The organism is Nocardioides pacificus (assembly GCF_054775955.1).
In genome coordinates, this window is the sequence record NZ_BAAHCI010000003.1 from 97,999 (window position 1) to 121,763 (window position 23,765).

General features: G+C 68.6%; 12 protein-coding genes and 2 pseudogenes. 3 read left to right on the forward strand and 11 right to left on the reverse strand.

Annotated elements, in window-relative coordinates:
• Window positions 1–6: 6 nt before the first annotated feature.
• From ACYU7L_RS00990 to ACYU7L_RS01010, 5 genes are all read right to left on the reverse strand, one after another.
• Window positions 7–921: a hypothetical protein gene (locus ACYU7L_RS00990; protein WP_460793315.1), complete on the reverse strand. Its 915-nt coding sequence runs from the start codon at window positions 919–921 to the stop codon at window positions 7–9.
• A gap of 82 nt (window positions 922–1,003) precedes the next feature.
• Window positions 1,004–3,019 carry a threonine--tRNA ligase gene (thrS, locus tag ACYU7L_RS00995; protein ID WP_460793317.1) on the reverse strand — a complete coding sequence of 672 codons (2,016 nt, stop codon included), beginning with the start codon at window positions 3,017–3,019 and terminating at the stop codon, window positions 1,004–1,006.
• Between the two features lie 76 nt (window positions 3,020–3,095).
• Window positions 3,096–3,449 carry a VOC family protein gene (locus ACYU7L_RS01000; RefSeq protein WP_460793319.1) on the reverse strand — a complete coding sequence of 118 codons (354 nt, stop codon included), beginning with the start codon at window positions 3,447–3,449 and terminating at the stop codon, window positions 3,096–3,098.
• Between the two features lie 576 nt (window positions 3,450–4,025).
• Entirely contained in the window at window positions 4,026–4,766 is a 741-nt protein-coding gene (locus tag ACYU7L_RS01005) for a TylF/MycF/NovP-related O-methyltransferase (protein ID WP_460793321.1), read from the reverse strand.
• A 106-nt stretch (window positions 4,767–4,872) separates the two neighbouring features.
• Window positions 4,873–5,289 (reverse strand): MerR family transcriptional regulator, encoded by a 417-nt coding sequence (locus ACYU7L_RS01010; protein ID WP_460793323.1) that lies wholly within the window; start codon window positions 5,287–5,289, stop codon window positions 4,873–4,875.
• A 382-nt stretch (window positions 5,290–5,671) separates the two neighbouring features.
• Here ACYU7L_RS01010 and ACYU7L_RS01015 point away from each other — a divergent pair, with 382 nt between their 5' ends.
• Window positions 5,672–6,985 carry a tyrosine-type recombinase/integrase gene (locus ACYU7L_RS01015; RefSeq protein WP_460793324.1) on the forward strand — a complete coding sequence of 438 codons (1,314 nt, stop codon included), beginning with the start codon at window positions 5,672–5,674 and terminating at the stop codon, window positions 6,983–6,985.
• A gap of 236 nt (window positions 6,986–7,221) precedes the next feature.
• Here ACYU7L_RS01015 and ACYU7L_RS01020 read toward each other — a convergent pair whose 3' ends face one another.
• A complete protein-coding gene (locus tag ACYU7L_RS01020; RefSeq protein ID WP_460793325.1) occupies window positions 7,222–13,677 on the reverse strand; it encodes an AAA domain-containing protein in 6,456 nt (2,151 codons plus the stop codon).
• 1,143 nt (window positions 13,678–14,820) lie between these two features.
• On the opposite strand from ACYU7L_RS01020, the gene ACYU7L_RS01025 reads away from it, so the two are divergent.
• Both ACYU7L_RS01025 and ACYU7L_RS01030 read left to right on the forward strand, forming a co-directional pair.
• Window positions 14,821–15,177 (forward strand): hypothetical protein, encoded by a 357-nt coding sequence (locus tag ACYU7L_RS01025; protein WP_460793326.1) that lies wholly within the window; start codon window positions 14,821–14,823, stop codon window positions 15,175–15,177.
• A 281-nt stretch (window positions 15,178–15,458) separates the two neighbouring features.
• Window positions 15,459–15,758, forward strand: a pseudogene (locus ACYU7L_RS01030) (hypothetical protein); the annotation flags it as partial.
• A gap of 339 nt (window positions 15,759–16,097) precedes the next feature.
• Here ACYU7L_RS01030 and ACYU7L_RS01035 read toward each other — a convergent pair.
• From ACYU7L_RS01035 to ACYU7L_RS01055, 5 genes and pseudogenes are all read right to left on the reverse strand, one after another.
• A pseudogene (locus ACYU7L_RS01035) lies at window positions 16,098–17,224 on the reverse strand (IS256 family transposase); the annotation flags it as partial.
• A 55-nt stretch (window positions 17,225–17,279) separates the two neighbouring features.
• Window positions 17,280–18,782: a hypothetical protein gene (locus tag ACYU7L_RS01040; RefSeq protein ID WP_460793327.1), complete on the reverse strand. Its 1,503-nt coding sequence runs from the start codon at window positions 18,780–18,782 to the stop codon at window positions 17,280–17,282.
• Window positions 18,783–18,910: 128 nt separating this feature from the next.
• Window positions 18,911–19,096: a hypothetical protein gene (locus tag ACYU7L_RS01045; protein WP_460793328.1), complete on the reverse strand. Its 186-nt coding sequence runs from the start codon at window positions 19,094–19,096 to the stop codon at window positions 18,911–18,913.
• Window positions 19,097–19,670: 574 nt separating this feature from the next.
• Complete coding sequence (locus tag ACYU7L_RS01050) at window positions 19,671–22,748, reverse strand: AAA family ATPase (RefSeq protein WP_460793329.1); 3,078 nt, start codon at window positions 22,746–22,748, stop codon at window positions 19,671–19,673.
• Between the two features lies 1 nt (window position 22,749).
• Window positions 22,750–23,748, reverse strand: a complete 999-nt coding sequence (locus ACYU7L_RS01055) for a hypothetical protein (protein WP_460793330.1) — start codon at window positions 23,746–23,748, stop codon at window positions 22,750–22,752.
• Window positions 23,749–23,765 lie beyond the last annotated feature (17 nt).

The window sequence follows — 23,765 nt, forward strand, 5'->3', positions numbered from 1 at the left end:
GGGCGCTCAGTACTGGTGGAACCACCGTCCGAGTTCGGCCTCGACGCCGGGGCAGGTGAGGTTGTGGTCGCGCCGGTCCTCCAGCCACTGCCCGAGTACGGCGTCACCGCCCTGGATGGTGTCCTCGGGAGCGCAGCGGCTGAGGGCCTCCTCGGCGGAGGTCTCACCGGCGGCGCGCCACTCGGGCAGGCCCAGGGTGAGGTCGTCGACGATCTCGGCCCAGAGGTAGGCCGTGGAATAGACGCCGACGTCGTAGCCGGCGGCGCGGTAGCCCTTGACCGAGCCCTCGACGACCGCCGCGTTGGCAACGGGATCGGCGCTCCACTCGAAGTCCTTGACGGGCTCGACGTCGACCCAGACCAAAGGGGAGCGCAGGCCCGCCCGTCGCATCACAGCGACGGCATAGAGGGCCTGGTGATAGCCGGTGTTGGCCAGCGCTCCGAGCTCCGTCGCGCCGTCGTAGGGCCCGGTCTGCGCGTGCTCGGCGACCGCGGCCATGCCGGGCCAGCTCACGACGGCGTACGCCGCGGCCATCAGGCCCCGCTCGCGCACCCAGGCCACCTGGTCGGCCAGGCAGGGGTTGTCGGTGAAGCCGGGTCCGTTGGTGAGCCCGAGCACGACGTACTCCGCCTCGGGGACCGGCATCGGCATCCCGAGGGTGCGGCGCTCGGGGATGCCCATCCCGGGCGGGCACTGTGGCCAGCTGATGTCGGCGCCGAGCACCGGCTCGCCGGCGGGCCGAGGCTGCGGCTTCTGCGGCGGCGGCAGCTCGGCTGCGGCCTGCTCAGCCAGCTCGGCGAGGGCCTGCAGCTGGGCGGTCTGGTCGTCGTGAATCGGCTCGACGACCGAGGTGGCGCCGGGCCGCTCCGGCACGCGGCCGGCATCGGGATGGTCGACCGTCTGCTGCGGGCCACAGCCCACCAGCAGGGCAGCGCTCAGCGCGGCCGTCAGGACGACGGCCGCGCTGCGCTGCCTCAGGGCGACGCCCGCGATCTCCGAGGCCTTAGACCTGCTCGCGCGCGGCGACCGCGGCCAGCACCCGCTCGATGGCCTCGTCGATCGGGACGCCGTTGTCCTGGCGCCCGTCGCGATAGCGGAACGAGACCGCGCCCGCGGCGATGTCGTCGTGGCCGGCGATCATCATGAACGGCACCTTCTGCAGCTGCGCGTTGCGGATCTTCTTCTGCATCCGGTCGTCGGAGTCGTCGACCTCGACGCGCAGGCCCATGGCGCGCATCCGCTTCGCCACGTCGTACAGGTAGTCCGCGTGCACCTCGGCGACCGGGATCGCCTGCACCTGGACCGGCGCGAGCCAGGGCGGGAAGGCGCCGGCGTAGTGCTCGACGAGGACCCCGAAGAACCGCTCGAGGGAGCCGAACTTCGCGGAGTGAATCATCACCGGCTGCTGACGCGAGCCATCGGAGCCCTGGAACTCCAGACCGAAGCGGGCGGGCTGGTTGAAGTCGTACTGGATCGTCGACATCTGCCAGGTGCGACCGATGGCGTCGCGGCACTGCACGGAGATCTTGGGGCCGTAGAACGCTGCGCCGCCGGGGTCGGCGACGAGCTCGAGACCGGTCTCGGTGGCAGCGGTCTCGAGGACCCGGGTCGCCTCGGCCCACTCCTCGTCGGAGCCGATGAACTTGTCGGAGTCGGCGTCGCGCGTCGACAGCTCGAGGTAGAAGTCGTCGAGGCCGAAGTCCTTGAGCAGTCCGAGCACGAAGTCGAGCAGGTGCTTGATCTCGTCAGGCGCCTGCTCGGGCGTGCAGTAGGAGTGCGAGTCGTCCTGGGTCAGGCCGCGCACCCGGGTGAGCCCGTGGACCACGCCCGACTTCTCGTAGCGGTAGACGGTCCCGAACTCGAAGAAGCGCAGCGGCAGCTCACGGTAGGAGCGCCCGCGCGAGCGGAAGATCAGGTTGTGCATCGGGCAGTTCATGGCCTTGAGGTAGTACTTGCTGTTCTCCAGCTCCATCGCCGGGAACATCGTGTCCTCGTAGTAGGGCAGGTGGCCCGAGGTCTCGAACAGGGCGCCCTTGGAGATGTGGGGGGTGCCGACGTAGTCGAAGCCCTCCTCGATGTGGCGCTGGCGGACGTAGTCCTCCATCACCCGCTTGATCACGCCGCCCTTGGGGTGGAAGACCACCAGACCGGAGCCGATCTCGTCGGGGAAGCTGAACAGGTCGAGCTCGCGCCCGAGCTTGCGGTGGTCGCGGCGCTCGGCCTCCTCGATGCGGTGCAGGTGCTCCTCGAGGGCCTCCTTGGACTCCCACGCGGTGCCGTAGATGCGCTGCAGCTGCTTGTTCTTCTCGTTGCCGCGCCAGTAGGCCGCGGCCGAGCGCATCAGCTTGAAGGCGGGGATCCGCTTGGTGGTCGGCAGGTGCGGACCGCGGCAGAGGTCCTTCCAGGCGATCTCGCCCTTGCGGTTGAGGTTGTCGTAGATCGTCAGCTCGCCGGCACCGACCTCGACGGAGGCGCCCTCGGCGGCGTCCTCGGAGTGCCCGGCGCCCTTGAGCCCGATCAGCTCGAGCTTGTAGGGCTCGTCGACCAGCTCGTTGAGCGCGTCGGCGTCGGAGACCACCCGGCGGGAGAACTTCTGCCCCTCCTTGATGATCTTGCGCATCCGGGACTCGATCTTGACGAGGTCCTCGGGCACGAAGGGCGTCTCGACGTCGAAGTCGTAGTAGAAGCCGTTCTCGACCGGTGGACCGATGCCGAGCTTGGCGTCGGGGAAGAGCTCCTGGACGGCCTGGGCCATCACGTGGGCGGTCGAGTGGCGCAGGATGTCGCGCCCGTCGGCGGAGTCGATCGCGACGGCCTCGACCTCGGCGCCGTCGGCGAGCTCGTGGGCCAGGTCGCGCAGCTCACCGTCGACCCGGGCGGCGATCACCGCGGTGTCGTCGGCGAAGAGCTCCCACGCCTTGGTGCCGGCCTCGAGCGTCCGCTCCGTCACCGCTCGTCCAGACGTCGAGGGCTCAGAGCTCTCGTCTGCGCTGAGGACGGTGACCTTGATCTCGGACACGTGATGGGCCTTTCGTACGACGGTCGTGCGGACCCGGTGATCGTATCGGGCCGGGGAGACACGCCGTACGGCCCAGTCAGCGAGGCAGCGGCGAGTAGAAGACGAGGGCGTTGCCCTGGTTGTCGTAGACGACCGCGCGTCGCTCGTGGGCGTCGTTGTAGGCCGCCCGGATGACGGCGCCGCCGGCCTTCTCGACCGCGATCACGGCCGCGTCCACGTCCGCGGTCTTGATACCCGGGACGACCTTCCCGGGCAGGGGGTGATCGACCGCAGTGGCCAGTGCCAGCGTGAGCGAACCGCCGTCGAGTGCGGCGAAGTGTGCCCCGTCGCGGAACTTCAGCGACATTCCGAGGCCCTCGGTGTAGAAGTCGATCGAGTCGTCGAGGTTCTCGGTGCTCAGCATCAGCATCCGAACGTCGTAGTCACTCACGCAACACCCTCCGCACTCGTGGCCCCGGGCCTGTGCCCCGAGCTCGGGCGTGAGCTCGTGGGATGGGGCGCTGGCGCAAGCGTAGCGGTGCCCGTCGCCCGGAGCAGCGACGACGGCCTCCCCCGATGCCCGCGAGGTCAGGACGATGAGGACGTCCGCGAGCACAGGCACAGGAGAGGTCGGGCTTCCCGCGCCCTCGAAGGGCACCGGATCGCCGACCGGCCGGCCGTCTTGGGGTCGAACCGCTCGGTGTCCTGGCGCGGCAGCTCGCCGTCGGTCTCGACCCGACGTTCCACACCGCCCGCGGCCCGCCGTACACGATTCCGAGGGCTCCGGAGGGCCATCCGAGGCGCCCTGCCCCAGGAGCGGAACGTGATGGTCGTCATCGCCACCGACGAAGAACAGGACATTCGCCGCGTCCGCATACCTGCGGCCGAGCATTGGGCCGCACTCGTGGAGCACCCTCGCGGGCGGCGGTGTGCGACGCGTTCCGTCGTGGGTCCCCGTTCGCGAAGGCGCAGGCCGTGGTCGCAGCCAGCGCCAGGCCCGCGACAGCACGCGGCGCAGCCCGAGGGGTCACCGTCGCTCGACGAGCACGACCTCGGCAGCCGCCGCGTAGGTCTCGAGCCGAGCGACCTCGCTCAGCTCGGGACTCGCGCTCATCAGCTCCTCGAAGGCGCGCCGCTCGCCCTGGCCGGTCTCGGCCAGTCCGTTGCTGTGCCAGTCGTCGAAGAACAGCACCGCCCGGTCGGCCAGGAGCGGGGCGAGGAACTGCAGGGCGGTGCGGGCACTGCTGTAGGCGTCGCAGTCGATCATCGCCACAGCGACCTGCTCAAGCCCGGTCCGGGCGGCGAGCTCGGGGGTCGCGGTCTGGTCGAACCACCCCTTCACGAGCTCGACGCGGCCCATCGCGACGCCGCTGCGGCGCAGGTTCTGCCGCGCCGCCCTCTCGGAGAAGCGGAACTGCCCCGGCTGCCACACGCCGTTGTCCTCCTCGGCGACCTCGTCGGGCAGGCCCTCGAAGCTGTCGAAGCCCACCAGCCGCATCTGTTCGACTCCGACCGCACGGGAGGCGTTGGCCATGCACACCATCGAGTCGCCGCGGCACACCCCGAACTCGACGTAGTCGCCGACCGGCTGCGAGGGGCCGGCACCGAGCAGTTGGAGCGCTTCGACGAAGGCCGCCTCGAGCTCCGGCAGCGGCACCAGCGGCTGGCGGGTCTGCCGGCGGTGCAGCACATGGCGACGCACCTGAGACTTCACCGCCTCCGGGAACAGGCGCCTGATCGTCCGGGTGGCGTTCGTGCTTGTGCTCATGGGACCGCACGCTAGGTCGAACCCTTCCGCAACGGAAGACTCGTCGACGAGCCGTCCCCGATTCCGGGTATGCCGCAGCGCTGCCTCAGGAAGGCGGGGGCTGGCGTCAGGACAGCTCGCGACCCAGCAGATCGATGAACTCGTCAGCCATCTCCAGGTGCCGTGCGAGTCTCGCGCGGCGCTCGTGGGCGCCGCCAAGGATGGCGTCGACGCGTTCCCGGGCGGCCTCGCGCGCCTCGCGATCGACATCGGGGCGGCGCAGTGCCTCGATGTCGAGCATCACCGCCTTCATCTCCGCGAGGGAGAAGCCGAGCGGCTTCATCCGGCGGATGACCAGGATCTTGTCCACGTCGTCCTCGGTGTAGAGGCGAAACCCACCGTCCGTGCGCCCCGAGGGCGTGATGAGTCCCACTTCCTCCCAATGACGCAGGCTGCGCAGGGACAACTCCGTTCGGGCGGCGACCTCACCGATGTGCATCGCCGCGCACGCGTCTGCTGTCACGCCCTGGAGCTCACCGTTCATGTGGGCACGCCCGCTCCTGGTCCTGCCGACCCACCCTCCAGCGAGGGAGGGAAGCCGACTCATTCCGTCTCTTGCCGAAGACGACGCCAACTTGGCGTCCATTGTGACGCATTGGGCGTCGCCCGTCTCGCGATCGAGTCGCGACGTAGGGGCACGAAGAAGGCCCCCGGTCGGCGTCTCCGCTGGCCGGGGGCCTCTCGTGGGGGGGCGATACTGGGTTCGAACCTGATTTCTGGGGCTTCGCTTGCCTGCCTCATGAGCGGCGTTTTACCCTTCTGACCTGCGGTTTTGCAGATTCTCGGGAGTGGACACACGTGGTCTCCAAGGACTACGAAAGGTCATCTGAGGACTACGTAGGGACTACGAAAGCGGGGTGCCACAGGTGGCTGATCGTCGGCAGTTCGGCCAGATCATGCGGTTGGCGAGCGGGCGCTACCAAGCGCGCTATACCGATCCCATCGGGCGGGTCAGCAACGCCGGTACGCGACTGCGCCACAACGCTCCTTACACGTTCGTCACAAGGGGCGATGCGGAAGCGTGGCTTGTCGACGAACGGCGACTACTGTCCGCAGGCACGTGGACGCCCCCAGCCATCCGTCATGCGCGAGCATCGGTCAAGCCGGTCACTCTCGGCGAGTACGCGCCTGGTTGGCTGGCCGGCCGAAAGGTCAAGGGACAGCCGCTGGCCGACCGGACCCGCGACCACTATCAGGACCTGCTGGACCGCCTCATCCTTCCGACGTTCGGCAGCGTCTATCTCAAGGACATCTCCCCCGAGGCCGTCGCCGACTGGTACGACACCGCGGCCGCTGACCGGCCTACCTACCAGGCCCACGGCTATTCGCTGCTGCGCGCCATCATGCGCACCGCCGCTGATCCCACCAAGAACAAAGGTATGCCCCTCATCCCCTTCAACCCCTGCGGGATCTCCGGCGGCGGCTCAGCCGGCAGCAAACGCAAGATCCGGCCCGCCACGGTGGCCGAGACCATCACCATCGCCCAGCACATGCCCGAGAAGCACCGACTGATGGTCCTCCTGGCCGACGGGTGCGCTTTGAGATTCGGTGAGCTGGCCGAGCTGCGACGTATGGATGTGGACGTGAAGAATGCTGTCATCCATGTGCGCCGCGGAGTGGTCCGCTCGAAGTCAGCTGGCGTCGTCGCGAAGGCGCCCAAGAGCGAGGCCGGGATCCGTGACGTCCCCATCCCACCCGACATCCTCGATGCCGTCATCGAGCACAAGAAGCACCACGCGGCCCCTGGTCTCCAGGGCCTGATGTTCCCCGGTGCCAACGGGGGGCACCTCTCCCCCAGCGCCTTCTACGGCAAGGTCTCCAAGAAGCGTCGCGGCAAGCCCGACACCAGAGGCTGGGGGTGGTACGAGGCCCGTCGCCTCGCCGGCCGCGAGGACCTCCGCTTCCACGACCTTCGTCACGGCGCCCTCACGGAAGCCGCGCGTCACGGCGCGACTCTCGCCGAGCTCATGGCACTAGGCGGTCATTCCACTAGTGCCGCTGCGATGCGATATCAGCAGGCCGCTTCCGGCCGGCTCGCCGAGCTTGCGCGAAAGCGTGCCGAAGCCAGGGGCTGGAACTCGGATCCGGATCTGGCGCGGACTCGGGATGGACGGGTCGGCACATCCATGCGGACTGCGAAGTCGTCCGACACGACGATCAGCGTAGGTTGGTCCCACTGAGATTGACACTAGATCGCCAGAGCCGGCTCGTTGGGTCGCTGCTAAGCAACGGGTCGGTGGCGGTCTCTCCTCGCACAGCTTCGTCCGACCCGTGTCGGACCGAGGCCCGCCTTGTTAGGTCGCTGTCCCATTCGGCCTCGACACAGAAGATCCCGGGTCGCTTGATCGGGGGCACGCCTAACAACGTAGGTGAGTCGGCCGCTCACGAGGCGCGTTCGTCCATCTCGGCGCTTTGCTCAAGACGGCAAGAAGGTCACCGCTTCGGCGACACCGTGGTCGCCCCGCAACCTGAGCACACCGACCAGAGCACTCGTATCGCACCCGACCGCTCCGGCGAGGATCCTCCGAGACGCGCTCTTGGCCGGCGGTAGGCCGGTCAGCCGGGCGACGGTCTCCACTGGGGACTCACCGAGCCGCGCCTGCGTGACGCCTTCGACCACCAGGGCCGGTCCACTGCGCGTGAAGCGGAGTCGCGCGATGTCGCCGGCCTGCAGCCCCAGGTCGTCCACGAGCGCCTTGATGGAGCCGAGGTGTGGTCCGACGTGACTCTCGTGCGGCCAGGTCAGGGCCACGGTGCGCAACGGATGGTGCAGGTCGAGCTGGTCACCGGGCGAGACGCCGAGGTGGGCGGCGACCTCCTGCGGCACCGGCCGACCGCTGCCGCGCAGGATCTCGGCGTCCACGGTTTGGTGCCAGATCAGGGTGTCGTCGTCCTGGAGGTAGAGCCCGGGGACCTCCGCCGGCCGGTTGCGCACCGGGTAGGGCTCCCCGTCGCCACGCAGCCGCACGACGGCGCCCTCGACCACGAAGGCCGGTGCTCGGGAGTACGTCGCCACGCTGCTCGGCGATACGTCGTACTCCTCGGCCAGGACGGCCCCTAGGTCCGAGACCGTGCGCGGCCCGTCGGCGAGCGCACGTCGCATCAGGTTGGCGACCGAGGTGTAGACGGAACCGCCCCAGGCGGCGAGCCCGACGGTGTTGCGGCTGGCCCGGACCACGCGCGGGTCCTCGTAGAGACGCTGACGGACGCTGCGGATCGAGAGGTTCTCACCCACCGCCTCGATCAGCTGCTCGACGCTCATCGGCTCACCCTGCACCGTCAGCACCGCGAGACAACGCTCGACCGCGCTCCGCGGCCACAGGACGAGAGCACCGTCCACGGCCTGCACTCCGGGGATGCGGGCGACCGCCCCGTCGAGGTGGTCGTCATGGACGCCTCGCTGGCGCAGTGTTTGGAGGAGCTGGTCGCGGTCGAGCACCGGGCCGTCGCCCAGGAGCGGCACCTCGCCCGCGGTCGGCAGCTCGAACGCCTGCCGGCGTACGCAGCCGTCGTCGACGACGTAGCCGGCCAGCCACACGAGCACCCGCTGGGTTAGCCCCAGGGCGCCCAGGCTGTCCGGCAGGGGTGCGAGCGCACCGCACTCGTCCTGGAAATCGGACACGGCAGTCTGGAGTAGTTCTGCCTGGGGGCCCCGGGCGAGCAGGGCCCGCGCGTCCGCGATCAGTTTGGACTCGATCTGGCGAATGCGCTCACGCGTCACGCCGTGATGCTCGCCGAGCTCGTCGAGCGTCCAGGGCTCCCCGGCGACAGTGCGCAACTGGAGGATGCCGAGCTGCCGCTCGGTCAGGTCAGTGAGCCAGCGGCTGATCACCGACAAGCCGGTCATCGTCTCGGCCGTGGGTTCGGAGGCGTCGTCCGAGGCGTACACGGGCTCGTCCGCCTTGTCGGCCTCGATCCACTGCACCGCTGGGAGGTCGTCGAGGTAGTCCTCGCTCGGCCGCTCGTCGGTGTCCTCGGCCCTGTGCATCGAACCAGCCTCACGCGCGGACGGCTCAGGGTCAGTGGGGACGACGACCTCCCTTGCCGTCGTCGGGACCGGTGCCCCGTCGGCCAGGTGATAGCGGGTGCCCCGCTTCGCTCCCGTGCGGTAGAGCACGCCTTCGGCCATCAGTCCCCGAAGCAGCTCGAGCACCCGGTTGCCTTCGAGGCCGGTCGCCTCTCTGACGTCGCCATTGGAGATAGGTCCTTGCGCCGCCAGCTCCAGGACGGTCGCGCGCCCGGAGGCCGGGTCCTGGGCAGACGTACGCCGGAAGTCCGGCTGCCGGGCGCCCACCTGGACCTCCCTGGTCACCACGAGCGCGGCGGACGCCTCCGGCTGGACGAACGCCCCGACGGACACCGCGGGTGCCTGCGTCACCGCGGAACCCTTGGTTGGTCCGATCGCCGGGGCGGGCTCGAGCAGCTCCTCCTCGCCAAGCGGCGACTCGTCGTCGGGCAGGGGCCCAGGGGTCCAGACGTCGTTGTTCGACGCCGCGCCCTGCGCTCCGAGCTCGTCGTCGGCTTGGAAGGGGCCGATGCCGAGCTCGTCGAGGGTGGTCCAGAGTGTGCTGAGCGCCCGCTGGCTGTCGAGGTAGTACTCCGACTCGCGCACCCGCCAAAAGGTCCACCCGCACCGGCGCAGCTCGAGCTCGCGGTCGAGGTCGCTCTGCACCTGCTCAGGCGAGGAGTGCCAGGCGTCGCCGTCGCACTCGACCGCGAGCTTGCTGCCGCGGCCGGTGACGACGAGGTCTATCCGGCGGTGGTTGACCTCCACCTGCGGTGTGACGTGATAGCCGGCGCCAACGAGATCGAGGAAGACTCGCTGCTCGAAGAGGCTGTCGAACGCCCGGTGTCGGCGGTCGCGAGTGACTCCCTCGGGCACCGGCAAGGTGGCGCCCGAGTGCGCGGCCTGCATGTAGGTCAGCAACGAGTGCCGCAGGTCTGCGTTGGACAGCCGGTCGGGCGTCACGGAGTGGAAGAGCCACAGCTGGTCCTGGGCCCTCGAGGCGGCCACGTTGAAGCGCCGCTGGTACTCGTTCTTCGTCAGCGTCGCGAAGCGCTGCTCGGGACCGACCACCATGGACAGCAGCACAATGTGGCGCTCGTCGCCCTGGAAGTCCGGCGGTGTCCCGACCCGCAGGCGTCGCTCCTCCATGACCTCGCCGGGGATGCGGTTGATGAGCGCGTTGCGGATGACGTCGACCTGCGACTGGCCCTGCAGGACCACCACGCCAAAGGTCTTGTCGTCATAAGCGGGATCGGCCAGGCACGCCTCGATCGTCTCGACTATCGCTTCGGCCTCCACCGGGTTGTGAAGGCGGGCGTACCTGCCCTCGCTGTAGCCGCCGGCCACGTAGGTCGTGCGCAGCGGCGGAAGGCGGTCGGCCCCGAACTGGCGCATCGGCACGAGCGGAGCATCGCGGTAGAACATCTGGCTCGACCACGTGATGATCTCCGGCATGCAGCGGAAGTGCTCGCGCAGCCGCACGACCTGACCGAAGCGCGTGCGCAGCATCGAGAAGATGCTCGACCGTGGAGTCAGCGTCGCCCGCAGGTGAGCCGGCACATCGTGCAGGTAAGAGTCGAGGCGGTCGAAGACCTTGTCGAGGCTTCCGGCGCTAACCTCGCTGGGCGTACACTGCTTGTCGTCGCCGACGACGATCACCCGCGGCGCGAGGTAGAGCAGGAACAGGCTGGTGATGTCGGCTTGCGAGGCCTCGTCGACGATGACGACGTCGAACGCGTTCTGCTGGGCCGGGATGCTGGCCAGAACCTGCTGGAGCGGCATCACCCAAGCCGGCACCGCGCCCTGCGCGGTCTCCATCGCGGAGCGCGCCGCCTGACGGTAGCGCTCGGCGTACTTGCCGGTACCCATGCCTACGTTGGTGAGGTTGTCGCGGTAGGCCTGCAGCGCCTGCACCTGGGAGGCGGTCATCCGCATGAGTGCGGCCTGCCAGGCCTTGGCCGCGGCTAGTTCAGCGGTGACCTGGCCGAGGTCAGCGTCGAGCTGGGCCAAGTTGTCGTTGAGGTCCGCGTCGCGGTCGGGGTCGCTCATCCGCTCGACCCACGTCGCCGCGCAACCCCACGCCCACGCCTCGGGCCAGGCGTCGATGCGCCGCGCCCAGGTTTCCTCATCCCCGCCGGCCTCGACCAGGCGGACCAGGCCGACCGAGACGCCGAGCAGCCGGCCGCGCAGCTCGGCATGCCGCATCGCCTCGGTGTGGAGTCGGTTCCCCTCCTCCAGCGCTGCCAAGCCAACGTCGTATGCGTCGGCGTCGGCTTCCCGCAACGCGGCCGACAACCGGGCGAGCTCGGGCGCGGCACCGCCGTAGGGCACCACGGCATCGACCATCTCGGCCAGTCGCCCCAGCTCCGCTGTCGCCAGCCCCGCGGAGTGGGTCGCGATCAGCGCGGAGGCGTCAGCGCACAGCCGCTCGACCTCGGCGGTCGAGGCCGGAAGGGCTCGGTGACTGGAGCCCAGCGCCTCGGCGAGCCGATCGACCGCGGCGACGACGGCCTCGACGGCGGCGAGCCCCTCGCGCACCGCCAGCAGCTGGGAGACCAGGACGGCGCGCGGCCCATCGGTCGGCACCGGGACCTCGAGGGGCGCCAGCAGCTGCTGGAGCGCACGCGCGTTGGCATAGACGTCGAGGTGAGCCTGGACCTGGCGCGCCTGCGCGGCTGTGGCGACAGGCTGTCCGTCGACCTGCACCGTGGCGAGCCAGGGCTCAGCTGCTTTCTGCGCATCGGACTTGAACATCTTCTTAAGCGTGCCGCCAGCCTGCAGGTGGTCGGCCAGGGCGTTGAATGCCCGGCGCGCGTCGTCGGTCGGGGCGTCGAGCCCGTCGATGCGGGTGAGCCCGAGGTGCTGGTCGGCCACGACTGCGCCGTTGACGTACGTCGCGTGCTCGGCGGCTCGCGACCACAGGTAGGGGTCGCGCCGGGACAGGACGGTGTCGGCAAGGTTGCGCGGCCAGGGGTCTCGGACGACGCGGACCCGGGCGAGGACGTCCTCGGTGTCGCGCAGGAGGGCGACCAGGTCGAGCAGGTCCATCTCGGACCGGTCGATCAGCTCGCGCACTCGCTCGTCGACGCCGCGCGCGGCGGTGTTGCCTGCCGCGACCTGGCCCGCGAGGTCGCGGACGGCGCCGGCGCTGGGCAGCGCATTGGCGGAAGGAAACGTCTGGCCACGGCGGGTGGCGTGAGCCGGCGTGAGGCGCGCCTGGAGCTGGACTAGCTCGTGCAGCTGTGCGGCCGTAAGCGGCAGGTCTCCCTCAACGGGGATCGGCACCCAGCCGAGCTCGGGCCGGCGCTCGGTCACGGCTCGGGCAATGGTGGCGGCCGTGCCGGCGTACCCGGAGGCGATCTCGGGGTGCTGGTAGGTCTCGCTCTCGCGCAGTGCGCGGATCGCCTCAAGGGTTGAGGCGCGACGTTGCTTGAGCTCGCGGCGTTTCTGGTCGAGGTCGCGCACGGTGCGCTCATCCGCGGCAGGGTTGAAACCGGACTTGCGCGCGGCCAGGCTCGCGACGCTGCGGCTGAGCTCGGCCGAGCCGCCGCGTGCGACGTCGGTGATAGAGACGCAGAGTTCCTGCATCTCCTCGGGCAGCTTCTCGCGGATCACGCGCAGGGCCTGGGCCTTCTCGCTGGTGACGAGGATCCGCTGGCCGCTGGCGAGCAAGGAGGACATCAGGTTAGCGATGGTGTGGGTCTTGCCGGTGCCGGGGGGGCCTTCGACGACCACGCCGCTGTCGCCGCCGAGGCGAGTAATGATCTGGGCCTGCTCCTCGTTGGCCGGCAGCGGGAAGAGCGGGTCGTGGGCGAGATCGGCGGCCGCGGCGGCGCCAGTGCGCTCGAGCCAGGTGAGCCGGTCCTCCGGCTCGATCGCCTCGACGAGCTGCGCGATCCCGAGCGGGACGGGCTCGTCGGGTCGCTCCGCCGCGTGGATCATCTGGTCGTAGTAGTTGAGGAGCGCGAACGCACCGCGCTTGCGCAGGACCAGCGCCGGGGCGGGGCGGAGCCGCGGCATCGACATCCGCGCGGTGTCGTCACCTACGTCGACGGCGATGGTCGCCGCGCGACCGGCCCACTCCTTGAGGAAGCCCAGGACCTCCGGATCGAGCGCGCTCGCCACCGACTCGGTGAGACGGTCGCGGAGGTAGGAGGTGCCGCTGGGGTCAAAGACCGGATGGCCGGTTAGGAGCTGGGAGTCCTCGAGACTGATGGTGGCGTCGGATGCGAAGACGCACAACAAGTCGCCAGTCTCGGGGTCCTGCTCGACGGTGGCGGCCTGGGTGACGAGGTGGGTCGAGATCGCTTCGGCACCGTCGCGGCTGGAGACCTCGAGCAGGCCGCTAGCGACGACGAGCTCGTAGGACTCGGGCTGGTCGAGGAGCTGCTGGCGCATCGTGGCTAGGCTCCGGTGCAGCTCATGCTGCGGCCGACGCAACCGGTCGACCTCGGCCCACCGTCGCCAGCCGCCGGCCCAGGCGTGGTAAGCCGAGTGCAGCCCCGGTACCGCGTCCGCCTCGACCCGCTCCGGGCCGCCAGCAGGGTCCGGTCCGGTCGGCTTCAGGGGCGGCTGCTCGAGGGAGCTGTCGTCGCGGTCGCGCAGGTCAATCCAGCCGTGCAGCTGCGCGGGAAGTTCGGGGGCGGGGTCGAGGGAGATGCGCGGGGCGCGAAGCACCGCCTGACCAGCCGCTGCGAGCGGATCGATCTGGGCGAAACCGAGCGCCCCGGCCAGCCAGTAGTAGCCGGGGTGGGACTGCAGCGAGAGGACCGGCCTGCTTCGCGACGCCACCAGCTCGCGCAGGAAGGCCATCAGCCGGCCAACGCGATCCTTCAGCTCGACGTCGTGCTCGCGACCAGTCCCCATGTCTGCTCCCCTCGTCCAGCACCGCGGGCTCGGCGCCCAGCGGTCCCTTACCAAGTCAACACTCTAGGAGGGCCCGCCGACACACCCGCGTCGGCGGTGGCGGATGACCCTTGTCGGGCACAAACGTCCGGCGGCGGGCATGAGACGTCGACATTCCTCGCATCCGCTGCCGGTCAGCAAACCAACTGATCCGCGCCAGCCACCTTGAGTCCCGGCGACGAGCACATCGCTTAACGAACCGACACCCGGGGAGCAACGAGGCATGTGCTCCCTCAGGATCATCCGAACGCTCGGCCAACGTCTTCAATGCGAGCTCGCGTGGGAGCACCTCAGGGAACTTCAACCCTTCGAGCGCCGCGGGTGCGACCTCGACATCGGCGACCGCAAGCACCTCGGGCGGCGCGTCGGCCAACGCCCGTTGCGCGCGCTCACCCAGCAGGCGCGGCTGGTGGTTGTCTATGCGCTGCGTGGGATCGAAGAGCCCTGCAAGGCAGCCTGCAGGGCTGCTTTGGCCCGGCTCCCTGCGTGGGTCCACCAGGTCCCGTCGTCGCCGGAAAGCTGCACCACCAGTCCGCGGCCGCTGACGGTGTGTCCGCGGTCATCACGAAGCTGGGCCAGGCCGTCAGGGCGCGCTTGGACAGCCTGACCTGCGGGTGCTGTCCCAGCAGCACCTGCCGCTCCGCCTGACACAATTCGAACGACAGGGTGCCCGGATCGCTTCAGCGCATAGCGGCGCGCGCGTCGACTGGCTCGATCTGGCACCGGCGTCGTTTCCAGTCGATGTGGGTGACCTGGAAGGACCGGCTAGCACGACGATTCGCGGTCCGCGGTCGCGCGTGATGCACCTATTGCTGAGTTCCAGGAAGGTCAAATCAACCCACGCCTTGACGCCGCCCCTGTCGGGCAGCAGCCCTCGAAGGGCATCGAGTGCGGCCGCCTTGGCCGGTGTCGCGGGCTCACCATCACGACCCAGTTCGGGGAGTCCGCCTTCACCGCGCCAAGCCCTTCTAAGTGGTTTCCTAGTCTCCGCGTCGATCCAACGATCCTGTCAGATCGGGACGACAATAGCGGTCAAGGCAGCTTGCGCCCCACAGTTTTGTCCGAGACGATTTTACCTTGCGACCCAACCACCAAGATCGCTGCATGACCGACGCCCTCTTCGAGCTGCCGGGCGCACCGGCGGGCACCGACCCAGGTCAACCGCCTCGAAGCGAGGCCAAGCGGTCCATCGACTACGTCGCAGACGCAGTGCTGGAGTTTGGCAAGGTCAGTGGCGTCCACGAGCTGCTCAACAGCGTGGCGACCCTGTGCATCACCACCAAGTACAAGCCCTACAACTGCCTACTCATGCGCCTCCAGCGACCAGCAGCCACTGTGGTCATGCCAGCCCACAAGTGGGAAGAGCGCTACGGCTACGTCGTGCGGCCCGGCGAACAGCCGATCGTGCTTCTGCAACGAGGCGGGCCGGTGATGTTCCTGCTCGATCGCTCCCAGGTTTAGCCTGGCCGCAAGGCGAGAGAGCTGCCGGCATGGATGAACAACCCCTACGCGATGGCCGACGTCATCGACTCCCGAACGGCAACTCACTGGATCGCCGACAACGCGCTCTACGACGGCGTACGCATCACTGATGCCCCTCTGGGCATCAGGTTCGCTGGCTGCGTCAGCCGCTCCAAGAGCGGTGTGGTTCAGTCAGTCCTGCGAAAGCGCCCTGAAGCGGTTTGCGAGCGCCGACCCACCCGCTTGACATCGAGCTCAACTCGACCTAATCGCCCACTGAGAAGCTGGCCACCCTGGCCCACGAGCTCGGACACGTCTACTGCGGTCACCAAGGCGAGGGGCTCGACGATCACTGGGACCATCGCTCACGACTGCCCTTGGAGCAGAGAGAGCACGAGGCAGAGTCGGTCGCTCGGGTGGTGTTCTCGACATTGGCCCCTGGACTGCCACTCCCCGACCATCTGTCGAAGTACTTCGAACTGGGCGAGCCACCACTACGTGGGCTCAGCCTCGAAAGGGTGTTGAAGGCAGCAGGCAGGGTCCTGGAGATCGCTCACGGCTGGCACCCGCGCTGGGACTGACTAGACCATCTCACAGCCGATCGATCCACGTGTCCTCGTCGCGCTCATCCCAAGCGGGGGCCGGGTCGGCTTGCCCCGGTCGCCGGTCCCCGAGCCGTGCCAGCACGTCCATGCCCTCGCGATGGATGAGGTCGCGAAGCGATGCCAGGGGCGACCGACCGTCGCCTCAATCATTGCTTGCCGCTTCGACATCGAGGCTAAATGCGCCGCGTCGAGCGCCTTGTGCAGCAGCTCGACCTGCCACCCGGCGATTGGCACTCCTTCGACGAGGGCGTGGGCTCTGCCGCCCCGTCCGGCAGAGCCCCGCGGGGTGGTGGGCTTTGAGGTGATCCTCGGTGCCTACACGTCGCTGCTCTCGATGGCGGCGACCGGCTCAGTATCGCTGGTCTCGTAGAGCTTGGCCATGGACCCCCTCCGAGAGGTAGCGGCGATCGCCGGCGATCCATTCGTCGTGCATGTCCATCAGCACCGCGCCGACGAGCCGGATCACGCTGGCGGGGTTGGGGAAGATCCCGACGACGCGGCCGCGGCGCTTGATCTCCTTGGTGACTCGCTCCAGCGGGTTGGTCGACCAGATCTTGCGCCAGTGCTCGCGCGGGAACGAGGTAGACGCGAGGACTTCGGCTTTGGCCTCGTCCATGTAGGGGCCGATCTTGGGCCACCTGGCGGCGAACTCGTCGCGGGTCTTGTCACACGCAGCGTCGATGTCGTCGGGCTTGGCCTGGGCGAAGATCATCCGGAACGCGGCGGCCACGTAGTCGACTTGCCCCTTGGAACGTGGGCCAGCAGGTTGCGGGCGAAGTGGACCCGGCACCGCTGGTGCGCGACGCCCTGGAAGGCCCGGGACAGGGCCTTGACGAGCCCGGCGTGCTGGTCGCTGATCACCAACTGGACGCCACCCAGACCACGTTGCTTGAGCGAGTTGAGGAACCCGCGCCAAAAGATCTCGTCCTCGCTGTCGCCGACGTCCAGGCCGAGGATCTCCCGCTCACCGCCAGCGGTGACACCGGTCGCGACAACGACGGCCATCGACGCGACCTGCCCGCCCTTGCCCGGCTTGTGGCGCACGTGGAGGTAGGTCGCGTCGAGGTAGATGTAGGGGAACTCGACGTGATCGAGTACTCGGGTGCGGAACCGCCGACGGTCTCATCGAGGCCGGCGCAGATCCTCGAGACCTCTGACTTTGAAACCCCGCTGCCGCCCATCGCTTCGACCAGGTCGTCGACGCTGCGGGTTGAGACGCTGTGGACGTAGGCCTCCATCACCACCGCGTACAAGGCCTGATCGATCCTGCGGCGGGGCTCGAGGATGATCGGGAAGAACGACCCCTTGCGCAGCTTGGGGATGCGTAACTCGACGTCGCCGGCCTTGGTCGTCAACATCCGCGGCCGGAGGCTGTTGCGCTCAGTGACGCGGTCCTCGGTCCGCTCATAGGGTGCGGCGCCGATGCGCTCGGTCGCTTCGAGTCGCTCTGGGTCCTCTGCGGTCAGCGAGCAGTGACAGTCGACCGCCGTCGGCCCATTACGGACCGTACGGCGACCGGCCGCGCATGAACGGCTTCAGCACCTCGGGTGTGATGGCCGGGTCCGCGGGCATTCTTATCGGCGTACCGAGTGGGTCAAGACGCTCTCGGTACGCCTTCGCCCATTGGAGCCAGTCAGCGGCCTCCCCTCTAGAGGCGGGCGGCTGCGCCGCAACGAGCTCGGTCATCGCAAGCAGGTAGTCATCGAGTTCCCGCGCGCGGCGCCACGCGTCTAGCTGTCCGAGGAGCACGCGAGCGCGGTGTTGTTCGCGCACTTGGACCACAGCCTCGTCACGCATCTGCTCCCATTGGTGGCGGCGCTGGGCGGCTTCCTCCTCGCGCTGGCGTCGGAGCCGCTCCGCCGCATCCGCGCGCAGTTCCAGCTCTTGAAGCACCTCTGCGAGGCGCTCCGTCAGGTCCGTGGTCTTGGTGTCGGCGAACGTCTGCTGCCTGACCTTCCAGCCCTCGACCACTTTGATGCGCAGTCGGCCCGAAGGCACCTGGTCGTGGGAGGGGATGGTTTTCCAGGAGTACCGCTCCTTGGCGCGCAACTCGGCCGCCGTCGGAACGTGCGGCACCCGGTCGTTCGATTCATCGAGGACCAGCGTGTAGGGGTGCTCGTGCACGCGCTGCTGGTGAGGGCGAGGCGAGTCGGCAACGACTACTGACTCCGATTCGGTTGTGTCCCTCTCCTCGTCGGCGACCATCACGGTGATCTTCAAGTGCCCCTTGGCATGGTGGTAGCCGCCCGCAGGCACGGGTGCCGCTACTTGATGTCCACGCGCGACTGCCTCCTTGGCCAACGCGTCGAGGATGCGCAGAGCCCGCGAACGCACCACCGTGTTCATCTTGAGGCGGTCCTTGTCATCACGCAGACGAGCGACGACGGGGTGCGGCTTGCGCTGGTGCTGCGAGACCGAAACCCGCTCCAGGACGGCCGTCATCCAAGTCGGCTGGTCGACCAGACGCAGCACTCGTTCATCCCACGTAGCGCCTCGCTCGACACGCACCAGTTGGCCCTCAGGCACCTTGCAGTACCGGGTAGCAGACGCGGCGAGACCTTCCCAGTAGCCGGCTCGGGGCGCTGAGACCTTCAGCGTGCCGCCCGCCTCCACCAAGTCGGCCATCATCTGGTCCACCGGCCGTAGAGCGGGATTGGTCTTTGGGTTCGTCTTTGGCGACGTGACCTTGGACAGGTGCACCGGTGTCGACGCCGAAGCCTCCCGGCGCGGCCGCGTGTGGCCTGGCACCGTCGAACGCCCCGTGCTCGCGGCTGCCCAGTGGTTCTCGGGGTACGCGCCGTGCTCGGCGAAGTAGCGCCCCGCGGGCGTGGCGGTTGCTCGCCAGATACCGCCTTTGCGGCTGATCTCGATCAACCGCCTCCCCTTCAGCGCCACTGCGGTCGTCTTGTAGGTGCTATCTGTCATGACGCCGTCTGGGCATCCGGCGACTACCCATTTCAGCACGCCCAATTGCCGAGGGTTCACGGATCGCTCAGGCACGGCCGGAGGCTAGCGGTCGCTTCCGGCGGTGCCGAGTGCGGGGACCGGTTTCGCTCCCACCTAGGACTGCTTGTCACTGGGCCACAAACGGGGACCTGCTTCCCGAAAGTCGCAGACGCCCCTATAGGTCAAGACATCGCTGGCTCAATTTTCCGCGTGGCGGTTTGGCGGGAGCGGTGGTCGGTCATCACGGCCTGGTAGACCTCGCGGGCGAGGCAGCGCTTGAGGCACCGGAGGATGTCGCGCTTGGACGGGCCTTCGGTGGTGCGGCGAGCGACGTAGTCGATGGTCGGCTGGTGGAAACGCATCCTCACGATCACGGCACGGTAGAGCGCTGCGTTCGCTTCTCGGTGGCCGGCTCGTGAGAGTCGGGGCAGTCCCTTGAACGCGTGCCCGCGCTGGGGCGGCACGTACGAAATACGTCCCTGACGCTGGAAGACACCATCGCGCAGGACGCGACTGAACGGACTTTCGCCACAGCTCCCCGCCAGCCGTCTCCTCGCGGATCAGAACCGGTTGCTCCATCGTCGTCACGCAGTCGACGTGGTGCATCATCGGGAAGAGGCCGATGATCCTGAGCGCGACGCAATTTTGTGCGATCGACTGCGGTCATGAGCCAAACTCGCGCCAGACCTGCGGCGTTGCGGTTCGGGGAATGGTGGCGTCACTCGGTTGCGGGCCCTTGCGAATCAAAGCGAGCCCAATCCGAGCCCTCCAACAATCGTCTCGACGGGTGACAACCGCCCCAGAGAGAGCCCCTACAGCGGCGCACGACGCCGATGCGCCGGGTCACCTCAACCCTTCTGGGTGTGCGGTCCGCACCCCCCGAGTCACGCGGCGGGCGTCCAGCACGCCGAGCCGCCGGACATCGCGACCCGCGGTGAACGATCACTTCGACGAAGCCGCAAGCTCGGCCAGGTCGACTATTCGGTCCCGAGGGCTGGTCATGTTTGCTTTCGCCCACTCAATGACTTCCTGCTCTTGCGTGAATAACACGACCTGGCACTCGACGCTCAGTTCGTGAAGCATCCTCAGGATGGCGATCGTGCGGCCCTGATCCGATTGAACCGTGACGTCATCGAGGATGAGTGGTGCTTTCTCGTGCCCGCTCCCAAGGACTTGGGCAAGCGCGATGCGGAGCAGCAGGAAGATCTGTTCCATGGTCCCCTGCGAGAGCAGGCGCGCTTCACGTACGACTCCCGTGGCCTCGGTGACCTTCACGTCGAGGTCGGAAGGATCAACCATGACGTCCAGATACCGGCCGTCGGTGATCCGCGGCAACAGTGGCCGGACTCTAGCTTCGAGCGCAGGGGCGATGTTCGCGTGAGCCCGGTCTCTGGCCAGGTTGAGCTGCGCTACCGCAGCGTCGATGCAGGCTCGCAGCGTCTGCACCTCGGCCAGCGCTCGTTCGGCGGTTGCTTCGTCCTCGAGGGCTTCGGACACCGATCCCAGTCCGCGACTCAGCTGCTCCTGCTGGCCAACCAGAGCACCCGCTCGGCTGACCAGGAGCTCGTGACGCGAAGTGACCTGAGTTCGAAATGACTCCACGTCTGCGGGGAGTTCCTCGGGCTCAGGGCCGGTTGCCTCGATGAGGTCGGCCAGGTCCTGGTGCCAGTCCGTCAGGGCTCGCCCTTCTAAGACCTGGTCGAGACGCGTCGCGAGCTGCGCGAGCGCCGCGTGCTCGGCACGTCCCTGCTGTTGCTCCGTGAGCCATCCGCGCAGTCGAGTTGCAGCAGTTTCGGCTGAGGATTCCGCCTCGCCCTCGCCGAGACTTCTGACGAAGTCCAGGACAGCGGTTCCCTGGCGTTCGCGCTCCACCGCCGCGGCCGTGCGGTCATCCTCAAGCTGCCGACGTTGGGCAAGGGCCGCGGTCAGATCGGTGCGGCGGGCGGCCTCCTGCGCTGTTACTGCTCGCCGTCGACAAGCCTCGGAGTAGACCTCCACCGCACGCTCGAGCCGCAGGACGTCGTCGTCCGTGCTCTCTTGGGCGACCTCCTCCCCCAGCACGACCGCGAGCGCTCGTACGGCGTTGTCCCGCTCACGGCGCAGGAATTGCTCTGCGTCATCATGGCGTCGACGTCGTGACCGTGCCGCGTCGGCGTCGTCGATCGCGCGCGCAAGTTGACGCAGGGCGTCGGGCTCCGGCTCGAGGGACTCGTTCAGTAGCCGAGCTCGAGTGGCCGCACGAAGTTCTTGGTGCTGACGGAGAGCGTTCTCCTGTGCCTTCAGCTCAATCTGCAGGTCCAGCGCTCGGGGGTTGGTCTGTGGCGATACCGGAGCTGTGACGTCCTCAAGCTGCGGAAGATCGGGTGGGCGCGGTGGCGCGGGACGGTCCGGTGCATCGAGAGCACCGGCCGCACTGTGAGCAGGTGTCCGCGGCCGCCGTCCGGTCACGAGTCCGGCGATCAGGCCTGCGCCTCCAGCGAGAGCCAGGGCGATGCCGGCGACGGGAGCACCGGCTGCAGCAACCACGACGCCCACGAGGAGCAGCAGGGCGCCACCTGCTGCGCTAAGGCCGGCGCGCTTCTTCCTCGCGGACGCTTGCTGGGCGGCGGCTTGCATTGCCTCGCCGTGTCGAGCGAGGCCCTCGCCCTGCGCGCGCTCGAACTCCGCGGTCAGACGGACGTGGTCCTCGACCGCCCGGGCGTAGACGCGGCGACGTTCCTCATTGCGTCGGAGCGCCGCTTCGTAGGCAACCTGCGCCTCGCGATAGCTCTCCGCCGACTTCCGCTCCGCCTGCTGCAGCGCCCCAAGCTCATCGGCCATCCGCGGGTCGACCACAGGGACGTCCGCTTCGAGGGTGTCGGCAAGCGTACGGAGCTCGTCGGCGGTGAGGGTCACAACTGGGACAGCGAGATCGGTCTCCGGAGCACCGTCGACGTGTGTCCGCAGAGCGGTTGCCGCGCGAGTCAGTGCGTCACGTGCGTTCAGGATCTCCTTCCGAGGCTCCAGGTCTCCTTCGGGCGGTGAGGGTAGTGCCGCGATCTCGCCTTCGAGCTCGGCGGCGGTCGCTCCCTCGGGCAGTGAGGGCACATCGGTGCCGGATTCGTAGGCGCCCAGGGCGATCGTCGCAGCGCGAATGCGGTCCTCGTCGATCTCGGTTCCTGCGCTCTCCGACGAGTCCATCTGGCTCGACAGCGTCTCTGCTTGGCGAATGCGCTGTTGCAGGGTCCGGATGTCGGCCCACCGCTCGATCCGTTCGGCGCGCTCGACTTCAGCCTTCGCCTGCCTCAGCTGGGTCGCGATGCCTTGTCGCTGGACGATCACGTCCATGAGACGGACGAGTTGGTCTCGCCGCTCCCCGCTGAGATTTCGGGCCTGCGCGAGCGCCTCGGAGCGGGCCCGTAGCGGCTTCCTGCCGAGATGTTCGGATCCGACATGTTGACTGCGCAGTTCAGCGAGCCAAGCAAGCGCTCCCTCGGCGGTCACATCGGCGACCTCGCTGGTGGCCGCTCGCTCCAGGAATTCCTGCAGCGCCCCAGCGTCCTCCAGCACGCGCAGCACATCGGCCTGTCCGGTGAAGATCGTCGCGCGAGCTGAGTCGCGGTTCAGACCGAGAAGCCGGCTGCCGTCGAGAGTCGATTCGGTCGTCAGGTCGATGCCCAGGCGCTTCGCGAGCTCCGGAATCGGCACGCCAAGGCCGGTCGCGGAGTCAACCACCCGGGACTCGCCCTTGTGGAGGTCGTGCTCGAGGGCGAGCACAAGCCCGTCGTCGAGTGTCACCGTCACGCCGGCGCTCCACTGGGACCCGGACCATGGCTTGTGCCTGTTCCGGAAGTCGGCCTGCGTGATGGTGCCCCGCCCCCGGGCCTTGCGCCGGCCGGCCAGTCCGGCGTACATGGCCGCGAACCAACTCGACTTACCGGACTCATTTGGTCCGTGCACGATGTTCAGTCCGGGGGCCAACTGCAGCGATGCGCCGCGGAAGGGACCGAAAGCGGTTGCTCGGACTTCGTTGAGGTGCATGTCAGGACCCCGTCGTGGACGCGCGCAGAGCCTTGAGGCCCAGCGCGGTGGTCTGGTGGCGTTCTCGCTCGTCACCGCGCGTCAGGGCCATGGCACGGAGGAACTCCGCGCGGGTGCTTCGATCCAAGGCATCGGGCACCTCCGCTCCATAACCCAGGTCACTCACGTCGACAACGACATCCGGCGCGATCTCGGGACCCCCGAAGCCGGGCAAGAGAATCTGGGATGGAAGCTCACCCGACAAGCGCAGCAGAACGGGTCCGTCACCACTGCACGCACTCTTGACCACAGCCTCGAACTCCTCTTGGACCTCCAATGTGGTCACGTCGAGCTCCACCAGCGAACCTGGCTGCCCCTGCAACCCGATGACCTCAGGGCCGACGCCGGGATCACGGGTGTTCACAAGAAGCGCCGAGCCCCCGGCGGTGCCTGGCTCACGAACCAGGTCCACGACGACATGCATCTGCGAGCCCTCCGCCGTTCCGCTGATGACAGCCTGATCACCAGCGACCAGTCCACCGAGGTCACCCTCGGACAGCCCAGCCCTCACGAGGGTGCGCAACCCTTCTTCGAGCCCCTCCCTCGGGGGCCGCGGCGCCCGGCTGGATTGGGACGTCCAGGCGCTGCCCCACACCGTGGGCATCATTGGCGCGGACTGGAAGGCGGCGTCCGTCCAAATATGCATATTGGCGGGCCAGGCGCCGAGCTCATACGGGTCCCCGTCACCGTGCCAGTCGAGCGGCCCCGGCGCGATGAGGACGTGCCCGGGAAACGAGCCGAGAACCGCAGCGGCGTACTCCACCGTCTCCGGGAGCACCGTTGACCGGTCCATCAGGTTGCCCACCACCACGATGGCCTCCAGGTCGCGCTGGCTCGCCTGCTCGACTACCTGCGCAAGCGCGTCGCGCGACCAGCCTCGCAAGGCGTTGCCCCAGGCGCTTCCCAGCTCAGGCCAACCCCGATCAAGATGCACACCGGTGACCACCATGATCTGACTCATTCAACCCCCTAGGCTCT